At 70.5% G+C, this 15,277-nt stretch carries 15 protein-coding genes; 6 read left to right on the top strand and 9 right to left on the bottom strand.

The window, feature by feature from the left end:
• Nucleotides 1-42: 42 nt before the first annotated feature.
• The 4 genes from ACWGKT_RS08750 to ACWGKT_RS08735 all read right to left on the bottom strand — a co-directional run bounded on the left by ACWGKT_RS08750 (nucleotide 43) and on the right by ACWGKT_RS08735 (nucleotide 4,931).
• Nucleotides 43-2,532: an ATP-binding protein gene (locus tag ACWGKT_RS08750; protein WP_453273021.1), complete on the bottom strand. Its 2,490-nt coding sequence runs from the start codon at nucleotides 2,530-2,532 to the stop codon at nucleotides 43-45.
• A gap of 270 nt (nucleotides 2,533-2,802) precedes the next feature.
• Complete coding sequence (locus ACWGKT_RS08745; protein ID WP_235456985.1) at nucleotides 2,803-3,126, bottom strand: STAS domain-containing protein; 324 nt, start codon at nucleotides 3,124-3,126, stop codon at nucleotides 2,803-2,805.
• 190 nt (nucleotides 3,127-3,316) lie between these two features.
• Complete coding sequence (locus ACWGKT_RS08740; RefSeq protein WP_235456984.1) at nucleotides 3,317-4,165, bottom strand: 3-hydroxyacyl-CoA dehydrogenase family protein; 849 nt, start codon at nucleotides 4,163-4,165, stop codon at nucleotides 3,317-3,319.
• A gap of 124 nt (nucleotides 4,166-4,289) precedes the next feature.
• Complete coding sequence (locus ACWGKT_RS08735) at nucleotides 4,290-4,931, bottom strand: TetR/AcrR family transcriptional regulator (RefSeq protein ID WP_235456983.1); 642 nt, start codon at nucleotides 4,929-4,931, stop codon at nucleotides 4,290-4,292.
• Between the two features lie 79 nt (nucleotides 4,932-5,010).
• Between ACWGKT_RS08735 and ACWGKT_RS08730 the strand changes: the two genes are divergently transcribed.
• The 3 genes from ACWGKT_RS08730 to ACWGKT_RS08720 are packed head-to-tail and all read left to right on the top strand — an operon-like array spanning nucleotide 5,011 to nucleotide 7,148.
• Complete coding sequence (locus ACWGKT_RS08730; RefSeq protein WP_453273020.1) at nucleotides 5,011-5,796, top strand: ABC transporter ATP-binding protein; 786 nt, start codon at nucleotides 5,011-5,013, stop codon at nucleotides 5,794-5,796.
• 16 nt (nucleotides 5,797-5,812) lie between these two features.
• Nucleotides 5,813-6,562, top strand: coding sequence for an ABC transporter permease (locus ACWGKT_RS08725; protein WP_453273019.1), 750 nt, complete (start codon nucleotides 5,813-5,815; stop codon nucleotides 6,560-6,562).
• Between the two features lie 13 nt (nucleotides 6,563-6,575).
• Complete coding sequence (locus ACWGKT_RS08720) at nucleotides 6,576-7,148, top strand: cob(I)yrinic acid a,c-diamide adenosyltransferase (RefSeq protein WP_453273018.1); 573 nt, start codon at nucleotides 6,576-6,578, stop codon at nucleotides 7,146-7,148.
• A gap of 114 nt (nucleotides 7,149-7,262) precedes the next feature.
• On the opposite strand, the gene ACWGKT_RS08715 is transcribed toward ACWGKT_RS08720, so the two are convergent.
• Nucleotides 7,263-7,808: a hypothetical protein gene (locus ACWGKT_RS08715; RefSeq protein WP_453273017.1), complete on the bottom strand. Its 546-nt coding sequence runs from the start codon at nucleotides 7,806-7,808 to the stop codon at nucleotides 7,263-7,265.
• A gap of 152 nt (nucleotides 7,809-7,960) precedes the next feature.
• Between ACWGKT_RS08715 and ACWGKT_RS08710 the strand changes: the two genes are divergently transcribed.
• The 3 genes from ACWGKT_RS08710 to ACWGKT_RS08700 all read left to right on the top strand — a co-directional run bounded on the left by ACWGKT_RS08710 (nucleotide 7,961) and on the right by ACWGKT_RS08700 (nucleotide 11,719).
• Nucleotides 7,961-9,133 carry a sensor histidine kinase gene (locus tag ACWGKT_RS08710; protein WP_453273016.1) on the top strand — a complete coding sequence of 391 codons (1,173 nt, stop codon included), beginning with the start codon at nucleotides 7,961-7,963 and terminating at the stop codon, nucleotides 9,131-9,133.
• On the top strand, nucleotides 9,130-9,771 hold the full coding sequence (locus ACWGKT_RS08705) for a response regulator transcription factor (RefSeq protein ID WP_356141998.1): 642 nt from the start codon (nucleotides 9,130-9,132) through the stop codon (nucleotides 9,769-9,771). Before ACWGKT_RS08710 ends, ACWGKT_RS08705 begins: the two co-directional genes overlap by 4 nt.
• A 124-nt stretch (nucleotides 9,772-9,895) precedes the next feature.
• Complete coding sequence (locus tag ACWGKT_RS08700) at nucleotides 9,896-11,719, top strand: glycoside hydrolase family 18 chitinase (RefSeq protein WP_356142000.1); 1,824 nt, start codon at nucleotides 9,896-9,898, stop codon at nucleotides 11,717-11,719.
• An 80-nt stretch (nucleotides 11,720-11,799) separates the two neighbouring features.
• Here ACWGKT_RS08700 and ACWGKT_RS08695 read toward each other — a convergent pair whose 3' ends face one another.
• From ACWGKT_RS08695 to ACWGKT_RS08680, 4 genes are all read right to left on the bottom strand, one after another.
• Nucleotides 11,800-12,246: a DUF2550 domain-containing protein gene (locus tag ACWGKT_RS08695; protein ID WP_453273015.1), complete on the bottom strand. Its 447-nt coding sequence runs from the start codon at nucleotides 12,244-12,246 to the stop codon at nucleotides 11,800-11,802.
• Between the two features lie 163 nt (nucleotides 12,247-12,409).
• Nucleotides 12,410-12,784: a F0F1 ATP synthase subunit epsilon gene (locus ACWGKT_RS08690; RefSeq protein ID WP_453273014.1), complete on the bottom strand. Its 375-nt coding sequence runs from the start codon at nucleotides 12,782-12,784 to the stop codon at nucleotides 12,410-12,412.
• Between the two features lie 128 nt (nucleotides 12,785-12,912).
• On the bottom strand, nucleotides 12,913-14,349 hold the full coding sequence (atpD, locus tag ACWGKT_RS08685; RefSeq protein ID WP_453273013.1) for a F0F1 ATP synthase subunit beta: 1,437 nt from the start codon (nucleotides 14,347-14,349) through the stop codon (nucleotides 12,913-12,915).
• Nucleotides 14,350-15,264, bottom strand: a complete 915-nt coding sequence (locus ACWGKT_RS08680; RefSeq protein ID WP_453273012.1) for a F0F1 ATP synthase subunit gamma — start codon at nucleotides 15,262-15,264, stop codon at nucleotides 14,350-14,352.
• Between the last annotated feature and the right edge of the window lie 13 nt (nucleotides 15,265-15,277).

Raw genomic sequence — 15,277 nt, 5'->3', positions numbered from 1 at the left:
CCGGGTCCCTGAGCGGGGACCCGGCCTTCTTGTTGTCCGGTCTCAGATGACGGGACCGGGGCCGCCGCTCCCCGGCGCGTCCGCCGAACTGCTCGACGCGGCCGGGGCGCTGGAGGCGGATCCACTGGCCGAGTCGGAGGTGGACGGGCTCGACGAGGACGACGGCGTCGGGCTGGGCGTGCCGGACGGCGTGGGCGTCGGCGTGCTCGACGTCGGCGGCTTCGACGTCGGCGGCTTGCTGGTCGGCGGCTTGGACGTGGGCGGCTTGGACGTCGGCGGCTTGGTGGTCGGCCTGCCCGTCGGGCCCCCGCCGCCGGGCCTGTGCGTGCCGCTCGCGTCGTCCGAGGGCTGGGCCGGGTCCGCCGAGGTGCCGAGCGTCCCGTCGGAACCGGGATCCGTCGGACGGCTGGTGGCGGTCCCGGTGTCGTCGTCGCTTCCGTCGTCCTTCTTCGGGTCCGCGCCGAGGCTGCCGTCGTCGGTGCCCGCACTGGCGGACGGGTTGACGCTCACGTTGTTGGCCGGGTTGTCGGCGCTGTTCTGCGACGTCATGCCGAGCGTGACGACCGTGCCGAGGACGGCGGCGAGCAGGGCGCCGGAACCGGCCGCGACCAGGTTGCGGCGGGCCAGGCGACGCAGGCCGCCCTGGGGCTTCGGGGCCGGGTCCGAGGCCTGGTGGGACACCAGGAGGTCGCCGGCGGCCGGCCGCGACAGCGGGTGGGCCGCGGGGATGCCGCCGGGCGGCGAGGCCGACTCCTCGTACCGCGCGTCGGGCATCTCCTCGCCCGCCAGGGCTCCCAGGCCCGGCACCTCGCCCGTACGGTCGGCGACCAGGGCGAGCGCGCGGCGGCCGGAGACCGTGCCGCGCTTGTCGGCGAGGGCACCGCGCAGGCCGATGGAGGCCTCCAGTTCGGCGCGGGCCCGCTCGAACTGTCCGCCGCAGAGCGCGAGGATGCCCAACTCGTGGTGGAAGTAGGCCTGTTCGTACACCTCCCCGGACAGCTGGGCGGCTTCGGCGCCGGCCCGCAGCGCCCGGTCCCAGGCGCTCCAGTGCAGGCCCGCGGCGAAGGCCGGCGCGGCCGTGCGGGCGAGCTGGACGGTGGTGCACTCCTCGCCCTCGGCCGGGGGCGTCGTCCCGGGCACCAGGACGGTCAGCGCGGCGAGCACGGCGTCGGCCTCGGCGCACACCCGCTCCGGGGTGACCGAGGGGTGCCCGGCCCACCAGGCGTAGTGCTGGGCGGCGGTGAGGGCGTCGGCGGCGAGGTCGTCGGCGTATCCGGCGGTCTCCAGCTGGGCCTGTACGCCGGCCGCGAGGCGGTAGCGGGAGCCGACCGGGGTGACCAGCCCGCAGGCGGCCAGCTCGCCGAGCGCGGCGTCCGCGTGGGTGTCGCCGACCAGCGCGGGCAGATGCGCCTGGTGCGGCACCTCGCCGCCCAGGGCGACGGCGAAGCGCAGGGCGGTGCGGGCGGAGGTGCTGAGCCGGGAGGCGAGCAGCGGGGCGGGCGCGGCGGCCTCGCCGAGCGAGGGGAGCGGGATCTCCTCGCCGTCCTCGGCGGCCGCGTCGAGCGGGGCGTCGACCGGGGGCCGCACGTCCTCGAAGACGCCGTACTCGTCCACCGCGCCGGTGCTGGCCCGCAGCTGGTCGCGCTGCCGAAGCAGGGCGCCGGCCTGGACGAACCGCAGGGGCAGGCCCTCGGACTCGAACCAGAGGTCGCCCGCCCAGTTGGCCTCCTCCTCGGTCAGGACGCGGCCGACGGCGCGCTCCAGGATGTCCACGCCCACGGCCCGGTCGAGTCCGCCGAGGACGACCTCCTCGACCTCCGAGTCCGCGGACGGCGCGGGCACGTCCGGGGTGGCGCCGATCAGGAAGGCGCATTCGGGGGTGGCGTCGAGGAGCTCGTCGAGTCCGGCGCCGCCGAACTCGATGTCGTCGACGACGACGACCGCGCCGATCTCCCGGACCAGTGCGAGCAGTTCGTCCTTGTCCGGCCGGTGCAGGGGCGCGTTGTGGACGGCGTAGAAGAGGTCGTGGAGCAGGTCGTCCGGAGTGCGGTGGAAGCCGCTGAGGCGGACCACGCCGTCGGGGGCGAGGTCGGAGCAGTCCTCGGCGACGAGGTCGAGGAGCGCGGTGCGGCCCGAGCCGGCCGGGCCGGTGAGGCGGACGGAGCGACCACGGGCGAGCAGCCGTACGAGGCTCTCGCGCTCGTCCTGGCGCTCCAGGAGAGGGAGCACCGGCAGCGCGGGGCCGGGCGGGACGGGCGGCCGGGCGGCGCGCTCGGTCTCGGCGCGTTCGGCGGCGGTGAGCTTCTGCGGCCTGCCTGGTCGCTCTCCGGGTGGGCAGGCCTCGATCTCGCTGCCGTCGACCGGGTTGACGGTCAGCAGGTAGTCGCCGGAGACGAGCTGCACCGTGCGGGCGAGCGCCGGTGTGCTCTGGCCGAAGTCGGATGTGAGGGATTCCCTGGGCGGGCGCTGGCGCGGCGTGTGGCCGTCACCGTCGTGGCCGTACCCCTCGGGTCCCGGGTTGTTCGGGTCCATAGGTTCCAAGCCCCCCAAAAGCGTCGTGTGCCGTGATTCGGCCGGCCCCTCCCGGCCTGTTGCACACCGCGCTGTCGCTTCTGGTCCGGGCCCGCTTGAGGGTTGCGAGGCAGCGGGCGACCGAACCTTAAACCTTCGCACAGTATCTCCGACAGCCCGGGGTACCGAGCCGACCGAGACGTCACAGTCTCGTGAGGATTGCGCGTGACGTGCGGTTCGCCGTGTCCGCCCGGGTCTCCCCCGTCGCCGGGGTCACACCCGGTCGAGGCGTCACACGCGGGGCAGCGACTCCACGCCGATGCCCCCCTCGATGGCCAGGATCCGGTGCAGCCGGGTGGCCACCAGCAGGCGCTGCATCTGCGGCGGTACGTCGCGCAGCACCAGTCGGCGGCCGCAGCGGCCCGCCCGCCGGTGGGCACCCATGATCACCCCGAGTCCGGTGGCGTCCCAGGAGTCCAGCTCGGACAGGTCGAGCACCAGGTCGCCGACACCGCGGTCGACGGCCGTGTGCAGGACCGTACGGGCGTCCGCCGCGCTGCGGACGTCGAGGCGGCCCCCGACGACCAGCTCGGCGTGGTCGCCCCTGATGTGCATATGCGCTCCCCGAGAGTTTCGGCGTTCGTGCTCCGTGTCGTCCGTGTGCTCCTGGACGGTGCTGTGCATCGTCTGACTGCTCCAGCGGCGACGAGGTTGCCGTCTGTGAGCGAACCGATACCGAATTCACCCCCGCGGGTGATGCCCCTCGGGGATTGTGCGGTTTCGGTGGCGGTTACGTACGGGTGTGTCAGTACGTGTAGAAGCCCTGCCCGCTCTTGCGTCCGATGTCACCGGCGTCAACCATCCGGCGCATCAGCTCCGGCGGAGCGAACTTCTCGTCCTGCGATTCGGTGTAGATGTTGCTGGTGGCGTGCAGCAGGATGTCGACGCCGGTGAGGTCCGCCGTGGCGAGCGGGCCCATGGCGTGGCCGAAGCCCAGCTTGCAGGCCAGGTCGATGTCCTCGGCGGTCGCGACGCCCGACTCGTAGAGCTTGGTCGCCTCGACGACGAGGGCCGAGATCAGGCGGGTCGTGACGAAGCCGGCCACGTCCCGGTTGACGACGATGCAGGTCTTGCCGACGGACTCGGCGAACTCCCGCGCGGTGGCGAGGGTTTCGTCGCTGGTCTTGTAGCCCCGGACGAGTTCGACGAGCTGCATCATCGGCACCGGGGAGAAGAAGTGCACACCGACGACCCGCTCCGGGTGCTCGGTGGCCGCCGCGATCTTGGTGATCGGGATCGCGGAGGTGTTGGAGGCGAGCACGGCGTCCTCGCGCACGATCTTGTCGAGCGTGCGGAAGATCTCGTGCTTGACCTCCAGCTTCTCGAAGACGGCCTCCACGACGATGTCGGCGTCGGCGGCGGCGTCCAGGTCGGTGGTCGCGGTGATGCGGGCGAGGGCGGTGTCGGCGTCGTGCGCCTCCATCTTCCCCTTGCCGACGAACTTGTCGTACGAGGCCTTGATGCCGTCGGTGCCACGCCTCAGCGCCTCGTCGGTGACGTCACGCAGGACGACGTCCCAGCCCGCCTGCGCGGAGACCTGGGCGATGCCGGAACCCATGAGACCGGCCCCGATGACGGCAAGCTTCCGTGCCACTCCGACTCCCCTTACACGCTGTTTACGTACGCCTCTTCGGCGGACGATAGCGGTCGTGAGGGGCTGTGTGACCGGTAAGTAATGCGCGTCACGTCTCAACTGACGGACATCACACCGGCAGGGGTCATTCCAAGCCTCGGACGGCGTAGTTGAGCACCTTTTCACTCAGCAGATCCTCTATGTCTTCGAGGAGGACCAGCACCTCTCGGGACACTTCACGCGGATCACGGCCTTTGATCATCTCGCAGGCGATGGCGGACATGACGGCGGCGTGCGCCCAGTTGATCTGACCCGCCATCAGACCGGGGAGCGGGTCGTCGTCAGCGGCGCCGGTCTCCTCCCGCAGGGCCGCCTCCAGACCGGACTGGACCTCCTGCTGGATCGCCCACAGTCGGGAGCGCAGCGCGGGCGCCTCCTCGATCACCCGCATGAAGCGGGCGTAGTCGGCGATCAGGCCGACCCGGGGCGAGACCGCCTCGACCTCCTCGCGCAGTTCGCGCAGGACCGCCGCGGCAGCTGACTCACCCGCGCCCCGGCCGCGCACCCAGCGGGCCAGCCGGTCGGTCAGGCCGGCGGAGCGGTCGAAGAAGAGGTCCTCCTTGGCCGGAAAGTAGTTGTAGACCGTGTTGACGGACACATTGGCCGCGTCGGCGATCTCCGCCACCGTCACCGCGTCGAATCCGCGCTCGATGAACAGGCCCGTGGCGACATCCGAGATGTACTGCCTGGTCTGCCGCTTCTTCCGCTCCCGGAGCCCTTCTGCCATGTCCGAATCCTAGCTTCGCTGGGCCGATTGAAAACTTGGGGTCGTTGCAAAATTTCAGGGACTCTGTTTTTCTGGCCGTATGACAGCGGTCATCAGCGCGGCCGGACTGGCCCGCACCTTCCAGACGAAACGCGGCCCCGTGGAGGCCGTGCGCGGCGTCGACCTCCGCGTGCGGCCCGGCGAGATCCTCGGCCTCCTCGGCCCGAACGGCGCCGGCAAGACGACCACCCTGCGCATGCTCACCACCCTGCTGAGGCCCACCGGCGGCGCCGCCACGGTGGCCGGTCACGACCTGGCCGGCGACCCGGCCGCCGTCCGCCGGGTCATCGGCTACGTCGCCCAGTCCGGCGGGGTGGACGGGCAGATCACCGTGCGGGAGGAACTGGTCACCCAGGGGCGCCTGTACCGGCTGCCGAAGGACCGGGCGGTGCGGCGAGCCCGGGAACTGGCCCACGACCTGGACCTCACGGAGCTGCTCGACCGCAGGACGGCCCAGCTCTCCGGCGGGCAGCGGCGCCGGCTGGACATCGCGATGGCGCTCACCCACCGCCCGGTGGTGCTCTTCCTGGACGAGCCGACGACCGGCCTCGATCCCGCGAGCCGCGCCGACCTGTGGGACCTGATCCGGCGCCTGCGCGACCGGCACGGCACGACGGTCTTCCTCACCACCCACTATCTGGACGAGGCCGACGCCCTCGCCGACCGGCTGGTGATCGTCGACCAGGGCGTGGTGGCGGCCGAGGGCACACCCGGCGCGCTGAAGCTGGAGTACGGCGGCTCGCTCGACGCCTCGCTCCAGGACACGTTTCTCGCCATCACCGGACGCGGCCCCTCCCCGGCCGACGCCGCCCCCGTAGCCGTATAGGACGAGGACCGAACCGATGCTCCTGCACGACACCGCGCTCATCTACGGCCGCTACCTGCGCCAGTCCCTGCGCTCCCGCTTCGCCCTGCTCTTCGGCATGCTGATGCCGCTGCTGTACCTGCTGTTCTTCGGCCCGCTCCTGACCGGCCTGCCGCTGGGCGGGCGGGGCAGCTCCTGGCAACTTCTGGTCCCCGGGCTGCTGCTCCAACTCGGCCTGTTCGGAGCGTCCTTCGCCGGCTTCGCGATCATCATCGAGAACGGGCAGGGGGTGGTGGAGCGGATGCGGGTGACCCCCGTCAGCCGGCTCGCCCTGCTGCTCGGCCGGGTGCTGCGGGACGCCACCGTGTTCGTCTTCCAGGCGGTGCTGCTGGTGCTGACCGCGACGGCGATGGGCCTGCGCGCCCCGCTGCCCGGTGTGCTCATCGGCCTCGCGTTCGTCGCGCTGCTCACCGTCGCCCTGGCGTCCCTGTCCTACGCGCTGGCGATGCGCGTCCGCACCCCGCAGGAGTTCGGTCCGGCGATCAACGCGCTGACGATGCCCTCGATGCTCCTGTCCGGCCTGATGCTCCCGATGACCCTCGCGCCGGCCTGGCTGGACGCGCTCTCGCACCTCGTGCCATTGCGCTATCTGGTGGACGCGGTGCGCGACGCGTACGTCGGCTCCTACACATCGGCGCACATGCTGTACGGCGTCCTGGTGGCCGTCGCCTTCGCGGCGCTCGCCGTGATGGTGGGCACACGTGTGTTCCGTACGGCCGGGGCATAACTACGCTGGCCACATGGTCAATCTGACGCGCATCTACACCAGGACCGGCGACAAGGGCAGCACCGCTCTCGGCGACATGAGCCGGGTCGCCAAGACCGATCTGCGGATCTCGGCGTATGCCGATGCCAACGAGGCGAATGCGGTGATCGGCACCGCGATCGCACTCGGCAGCCTGGACGAGGAGGTCGTCAAGGTCCTCACCCGGGTGCAGAACGACCTGTTCGACGTGGGTGCGGACCTGTCGACGCCGGTGGTGGAGAACCCCGAGTTCCCGCCCCTGCGGGTGGAGCAGTTCTACATCGACAAGCTGGAGGCGGACTGCGACCGCTTCAACGAGCGGCTGGAGAAGCTGCGCTCCTTCATCCTCCCTGGAGGCACGCCGGGCGCCGCCCTGCTGCACCAGGCGTGCACGGTCGTACGCCGCGCCGAGCGGTCGACCTGGGCGGCCCTGGAGGCGCACGGCGAGATCATGAACCCACTGACCGCCACCTACCTCAACCGGCTGTCGGACCTGCTGTTCATCCTGGCGCGGACGGCGAACAAAGCCGCGGGAGATGTCCTCTGGGTTCCAGGCGGCGAACGCTGAGATGACCTGCCCCCGGCCGGGGTTCCGGGGGTTGTCCCCCGGAAGATGCAGCATCCTGGCGCGCACGGCGAACGGCACGACGGGCGATGTCTCGTGGGTGCCCGGCGGGGAGCGCTAGCGCCCGTCGGCGGGACGCCGCTTCGGGAACAGGGTGTAGCTCGCCGCGATGATCAGGTTGATGCCGATCAGCCACACCATCCTCAGCTGCCACGCCCGCAGCGAACCGGTCTCGCCGTCGTCGCCGACGTACCAGACCGCGGCCTGGAGCAGGGCGACGGCGACCAGCGACGCGAGGATCCAGCGGCCCGCGACCTTCCACTCGTGAACGGCGCGGGCCGTGCCGTACCTGGGCGGCTTCACGGGCGGCGGGCCGTCGGCGAAGCGGTGGGCGACCCGGGCGTCGGCCCACTTGATCGTGGAGTGCCCGAGCCCCACGGTGAACCCGATGTACACGGCGGCGAGTCCGTGCCGCCAGTCGGGTTCCGCGCCGTTCTTGAGGTCGATCGCGGTGACGATGAACAGGACGACCTCCAGCAGCGGCTCGCACAGCAGCAGGGCCAGACCCGTGCGCGGCATCCGCAGGCCGTAGCGGAAGGCCAGTCCGGCCGCGAGCAAGACCCAGAAGGCCACCTCACAGGCGACGATCAACCCGACGATCACGTCTCGCTCCCCTCGTTCCGCCTTCCAGGCTCCCGGCCGGATCTGCGGGCCGCGTCGTCGTCGCCGACGAACTCGCGGTACATCGAAAGATGCAGTTCCGGACCGTTCCCGAGGAGCAGGCAGCTGGCTCGCGCGCCGTGTTGGATGGAGGCATGGCCCTGACACTCCCCCGCCCGCACCGCGACGACGTACGCATCGCCGTGGGCGGCCTGCTCGGGGGGCTGTTGCTGTGGGCGCTCGGCATCGCGCCGCGGCTGCCCTCGGACGACCTGGCCCTGTGGCCGCAGCGCTGGGCCCCCCTGGTGCCGCTCACCGTGACCGCCGCCTGCGAGCTGCTGCGCCGCACCCGGCCCCGGCCCGCCCTGCTGATCGGTACGGCCGCGATCGTCGCGGACACGGTGACCCTGGGCAGCATCGTCACGATCGTGCTGTACACGGACCTGATGTACTCGGCGGTCGTGTACGGCACGCCCGCCGCCGCCCGCCGCATCCCCTGGGTCACCGGGCTGCTCACGGTGATCAGCGGCATCGTGCCGGCCGCGCTCTGGCGCGATCCGCAGGCTCTGCTGATCGGTGTCGGCGTGGGCGTGGTCGCACTGGCGCCCGCGTCCACCGGCTGGGTGGTGCGCAACCACCGCGACGCGGCCGAGGCCGCCCGGCTGCGGGCCGAACAGACCGCGCTGCTGGCCGAGATGGACCGCACCCAGGCGGTCGTCGCCGAGCGCGCCCGGGTGGCCCGGGAGCTGCACGACATGGTCGCCAACCACCTGTCGGCGATCGCCATCCACTCCACGGCCGCGCTGTCCATCGACGACCCCGGGACCTCGCGGCAGGCCCTGGCCGTCATCCGTGAGAACAGTGTGGCGGGGCTCGCCGAGATGCGGCGGCTGATCGGAATCCTGCGGGCGGGCGACGGCGAGGACGAACCGGTCGCCACTCCGACCCTCGACGGCGTGGCCGGCCTCGTCGACGGCGCCCGGGCCAACGGCCTCGACGTCATCCTGCGCGCCGACCACGGCCGGGTGCCCGCGCCGGTCGAGCTGGCCGCCTACCGTATCGTGCAGGAATCGCTGACCAACGCCCTCAAGCACGCGGCGAGCGGCCGCGTCCGGGTGGCGCTCAGCGAGGACGACGGCGCCCTGCACGTCCATGTGACCAGCCCGTACGGCCTCAGGGCGGGCCCCGGCGCCCCCGGTTCCGGCGCCGGTCTGATCGGGATGCGGGAGCGGGCGGCGCTGCTGGGCGGCAGCTTCGAGGCCGGTCCCGACGGCTCGCTGTGGACCGTACGCGCCCGTCTGCCCGTGGCCGAAGGAGATCCCGAATGATCCGTGTCCTGGTCGCCGAGGACCAGTCCGCCGTGCGCGCCGGGCTGGTGCTCATCCTGGGCAGCGCGCCCGACATCGAGGTGGCCGGTGAGGCGGCGGACGGGGAGCGGGCGGTCGAACTGGCCCGGGAGTTGCGGCCCGATGTGGTGCTGATGGACGTTCAGATGCCGCGCCTGGACGGGGTGTCGGCGACCCGCAAGGTCGTCGCGGAGCGGCTCGCGGACGTCCTCGTGCTGACCACCTTCGACCTCGACGAGTACGTGTTCGGGGCGCTGCGGGCCGGTGCGGCCGGGTTCCTGCTGAAGAACGCGGAGGCGAAGGACCTGCTGGATGCGGTGCGCACGGTGGCGCGCGGGGAGGGGATCGTCGCCCCGGCCGTCACCCGGCGGCTGATCGCCGAGTTCGCCGCCGGGCCGGTGCGGGAGACGAGCGCCGATCCAGCGGTGCTCGACGCGTTGACGCGGCGCGAGCGTGAGGTGCTGGCGTGCCTCGGCCAGGGGTTGTCCAACGCGGGTATCGCCGAGCGGCTCGACATGGCGGAGGCGACCGTGAAGACGCACGTCAGCCGCCTGCTGGGGAAGCTGGGGCTGCGCAGCCGGGTCCAAGCGGCCGTGCTGGCTCAGGAGTTGGGGATCTAGTCGACCATCGGGCAGGTGGTCCAGACCTATTGACCCGTGGTCCAGACCTTTCTATTCTCGCGGCACTGTGGGCGTGAAGGCTCAGTCATGCCCCTGACACCCCCGACAAAGAGGGAGGCGCAGCATGCGCTTCAGACACAGAGCCGCGGCAGGGTTCGCGACCCTGTTGCTCCCCCTGGCCGGACTGGTCGGCCTCGCGAGTCCCGCCCAGGCCGCGACGACCGCGACGGCCACCTACGCCAAGACCCAGGACTGGGGCACCGGCTTCGAGGGCAAGTGGACCGTCAAGAACACCGGCACCACGGCCATCAGCTCGTGGACGATCCAGTGGGACTTCCCCTCCGGTACGTCCGTCACCTCCGCCTGGGACGCGGACGTCACCTCCTCCGGCACCCACTGGACCGCCAAGAACAAGTCCTACAACGGCTCCATCGCACCCGGTGCCTCCGTCTCCTTCGGCTTCAACGGCGCCGGCTCCGGCTCGCCCTCCAACTGCAAGCTCAACGGCGACAGCTGTGACGGCACCACCGTTCCCGGCGACGCGGCACCCTCCGCGCCGGGCACACCGACCGCGTCGAACATCACCGACACCTCGGTGAAGCTGTCCTGGTCGGCGGCGACCGACGACAAGGGCATCAAGAACTACGACGTGCTGCGCGACGGCTCGAAGATCGCCACCGTCACGACGACCTCGTACTCGGACACCGGCCTGAGTGCCGGCACCGACTACTCCTACACCGTCCAGGCCCGTGACACCGCCGATCAGACCGGTCCGGTCAGCGGCGCGGTCGCGGTCCACACCACCGGCGGCGGCACCAATCCCCCGCCCACCGGCAACAAGGTCAAGCTCGGCTACTTCACCGAGTGGGGCATCTACGGCCGCAACTACAACGTCAAGAACCTGGTGACATCCGGCTCGGCCGCCAAGATCACCCACATCAACTACGCCTTCGGCAACGTCACCAACGGCCAGTGCGCGATCGGCGACTCCTACGCCGACTACGACAAGGCCTTCACCGCCGACCAGTCGGTCAGCGGCGTCGCCGACACCTGGGACCAGCCGCTGCGCGGCAACTTCAACCAGCTGCGCGAGCTGAAGGCCAAGTACCCGAACCTCAAGGTGCTGTGGTCCTTCGGCGGCTGGACCTGGTCCGGCGGCTTCGCCCAGGCGGCGGCCAACCCGACCGCCTTCGCGCAGTCCTGCTACAACCTGGTCAAGGACCCGCGCTGGGCCGATGTCTTCGACGGCATCGACATCGACTGGGAGTACCCGAACGCCTGCGGTCTGTCCTGTGACACCAGCGGCGCGGCGGCCTACAAGAACCTGATGTCCGCGCTGCGCGCCAAGTTCGGCTCGAACAACCTGGTCACCGCCGCGGTCACCGCCGACGGCTCCTCCGGCGGCAAGATCGACGCGGCCGACTACGCGGGCGCGGCCCAGTACGTCGACTGGTACAACGTGATGACGTACGACTTCTTCGGCGCCTGGGCGGCGCAGGGCCCGACGGCCCCGCACTCCCCGCTCACCTCGTACAACGGCATCCCGACCGCCGGCTTCACCACGGCCGACGCGATGGCCAAGTACAAGGCGAAAGGCGTGCCCGCGAGCAAGCTCCTGATAGGCATCGGCTTCTACGGCCGCGGCTGGACCGGCGTCACCCAGGACGCCCCGGGCGGCACGGCCACGGGCCCGGCGGCCGGCACCTACGAGCAGGGCATCGAGGACTACAAGGTGCTCAAGACGTCCTGCCCGGCCACCGGCACCATCGCGGGCACGGCGTACGCGCACTGCGGCAGCAACTGGTGGTCGTACGACACTCCCGCCACCATCAACAGCAAGATGGCGTGGGCCAAGTCCCAGGGTCTGGGCGGCGCCTTCTTCTGGGAGTTCAGCGGTGACACCAGCAACGGAGAGCTGGTGAGCGCCATCAACTCCGGTCTCTCGTAACGGAGTTACGGCTCACTGAGCGACATTGACACTCCCCCGGACTTCGTCCGGGGGGACCCCCACCCAGCGAGTGAATGTGGCTACGCCACATTCACTCGCTGTCCGGGCGGGGCTGCTTCCAGCCACGCGAGAAATCCGGTCAGCGCGTCTTCGCTCATGGCGAGTTCGAGGCGCGTGCCCCGGTGGATACAGGCCAGGATGACGGCGTCGGAGAGTAGCGCCAGTTCCTCCTCGCCCTCGGGGAGGCGGCGGCCGGCCACCTCGATCTGCGCGCGTTCCAGGACGCGGCGCGGCCGGGGGGCGTACGAGAAGACGCGGTACCACTCGATCCGGTCGCCGTTGTAGCGGGCGACGCCGTAGCTCCAGCCCTTGCCGTTGGCGTCGGGTTTCTCCGGTACGTCCCAGCGCAGGCTGCAGTCGAAGGTTCCGCCGGACCGCTGGATGAGTCTGCGCCGCAGGCCGAACAGGAAGAGTCCCACCACCACGAGCGCGACCACGGCTCCGCACACAGTCAGAGCGAGGACCATCGGCACCGACCTCCTCGTCTCCTAGGTAACGGAACGGAAAAAACACCCACATCTGCCTCAGCCGCGGCTGGTACCGGATTGCTCCGGTCCCAGCCGCGGCTGAGTGTCGTCATCACACACAGCGCTCCCCCCAGAGCCTAAAGGCCTGGGGAGGCGCCCTCGGTCAGCGCGACGTCGCGGCACGCAGTCGGACGTCCGCGCGACGCTCGGCGGAGGCGTCGGCCTCCTCCTTCGCGCGTTCGAGCGCCCGCTCCGCGCGCTGGACATCGATCTCGTCCGACAGCTCGGCGATCTCGGCCAGCAGCGACAACTTGTTGTCCGCGAACGAGATGAATCCGCCGTGCACCGCCGCGACGACCGTTCCACCATCACTCATACGGATGGTCACCGGGCCCGACTCCAGCACACCGAGCAGCGGCTGGTGACCGGGCATGACGCCGATGTCGCCGGACGTGGTGCGCGCGACGACCAGGGTGGCCTCGCCGGACCAGACCTGGCGGTCCGCGGCGACCAGCTCGACGTGCAGCTCAGCAGCCAAGGGTGGCTCCTCGGGTCACCACCCGGCGGTAGTGCCGGGTGTTGGGGTCAATTCTAATGGGCGTGGAGAGAGGGGCTGGACACACCCCGCGGGGATGCGTCCACGCCCCTCTCATACGAGCTCGGGGCTCAGGAGACGCCCAGCTCCTTGGCGTTGGCCTTGAGGTCCTCGATGCCACCGCACATGAAGAACGCCTGCTCGGGGAAGTGGTCGTACTCACCGTCGCAGATCGCGTTGAACGCGGCGATCGACTCGTCGAGCGGCACGTCCGAGCCGTCCACGCCGGTGAACTGCTTGGCGACGTGGGTGTTCTGGGACAGGAAGCGCTCCACACGACGGGCACGGTGGACGACGAGCTTGTCCTCCTCGCCGAGCTCGTCGATACCGAGGATCGCGATGATGTCCTGGAGGTCCTTGTACTTCTGCAGGATCGTCTTCACGCGCATGGCCGCGTTGTAGTGGTCCTGCGCGATGTACCGCGGGTCCAGGATCCGGGACGTGGAGTCCAGCGGGTCCACGGCCGGGTAGATGCCCTTCTCGGAGATCGGACGGGACAGAACCGTCGTCGCGTCGAGGTGGGCGAAGGTGGTGGCCGGGGCCGGGTCGGTCAGGTCGTCCGCGGGGACGTAGATCGCCTGCATCGAGGTGATCGAGTGACCACGGGTCGAGGTGATGCGCTCCTGGAGGAGACCCATCTCGTCGGCCAGGTTCGGCTGGTAACCCACCGCGGAGGGCATGCGGCCGAGCAGCGTGGAGACCTCGGAACCGGCCTGCGTGAAGCGGAAGATGTTGTCGATGAAGAACAGCACGTCCTGCTTCTGGACGTCACGGAAGTACTCGGCCATGGTGAGGCCGGCCAGCGCGACGCGCAGACGGGTGCCCGGGGGCTCGTCCATCTGACCGAAGACCAGAGCGGTCTTGTCGATGACGCCCGAGTCGCTCATTTCCTCGATGAGGTCGTTGCCCTCACGGGTGCGCTCACCGACACCGGCGAACACGGAGACACCGTCGTGGTTGTTGGCGACGCGGTAGATCATCTCCTGGATGAGCACCGTCTTGCCGACGCCGGCGCCGCCGAACAGACCGATCTTGCCGCCCTTGACGTACGGGGTCAGCAGGTCGATGACCTTGACGCCGGTCTCGAACATCTCGGTCTTCGACTCGAGCTCGTCGAAGTTCGGGGCCTTGCGGTGGATCGGCCAGCGCTCGCCGTCGTAGGTCTCGTCGACGTTCAGCACCTCACCGAGGGTGTTGAACACCTTGCCCTTGGTGAAGTCGCCGACCGGGACGGAGATGGCGGAGCCGGTGTCCGTCACCGGGGCCTGGCGGACCAGACCGTCGGTGGGCTGCATGGAGATGGTGCGGACCAGGCCGTCACCCAGGTGCTGGGCGACCTCCAGGGTCAGCGTCTTCTTCTCGCCGGCGTTGGCCGGGTCGGCCACCTCGACGTGAAGGGCGTTGTAGATCTCCGGCATCGCGTCGACGGGGAACTCCACGTCGACGACCGGGCCGATGACCCGGGCGACGCGGCCCGTGGCCGTCGCGGTCTCAACAGTGGTGGTCATTTATCGGTCACTCCCCGCGGTCGCGTCGGCCAGGGCGCTGGCGCCACCGACGATCTCGCTGATTTCCTGGGTGATTTCGGCCTGGCGGGCCGCGTTGGCAAGACGGGAGAGCGTGTTGATCAGCTCGCCCGCGTTGTCGGTGGCCGACTTCATCGCGCGCCGCGTGGCGGCGTGCTTCGAAGCCGCCGACTGGAGCAGCGCGTTGTAGATACGGCTCTCCACGTAGCGCGGCAGCAGGGCGTCGAGGACGTCCTCCGCCGAGGGCTCGAAGTCGTACAGCGGAAGGAGCTCGCCCTGGGGCTTCTCTTCCGCGACCTCTTCGAGGCGCAGCGGCAGCAGACGGGCGTCGAGCGCAGTCTGCGTCATCATCGAGACGAACTCGGTGAAGACGATGTGGAGTTCGTCCACGCCACCGTCGGCCGCGTCCTTCTCGATGGCCTCGATCAGGGGCGCGGCGACCGTCTTGGCGTCCGCGTACGTCGGCTCGTCGGTGAAGCCGGTCCACGACTCCGCGATCTTGCGCTCACGGAAGTTGTAGTGGGCCACACCGCGGCGGCCGACGATGTACGTGTCGACCTGCTTGCCCTCGCGCTCCAGGCGCTCGGTCAGCTGCTCCGCCGCCTTGATGGCGTTGGAGTTGAAGGCACCGGCCAGACCGCGGTCGCTCGTGAGGAGCAGGACCGCGGCACGGGTCGGGTTCTCCGTCTCCGTGGTGAGCGGGTGCTTGGTGTTCGACCCGGTACCGACCGCCGTGACCGCGCGGGTGAGCTCGGTCGCGTACGGCGTGGAGGCCGCCACCTTGCGCTGCGCCTTGACGACACGCGAGGCGGCGATCATCTCCATCGCCTTGGTGATCTTCTTGGTCGCGGTGACGGATCGGATGCGACGCTTGTAGACCCGGAGCTGGGCTCCCATGAGTCAGGTCCCT

The sequence above is a fragment of the Streptomyces sp. NPDC054794 genome (assembly GCF_053611585.1).
The sequence above is the reverse complement of the archived record's forward strand: the minus strand, read 5'-3'. Positions and strand labels throughout refer to the sequence as shown.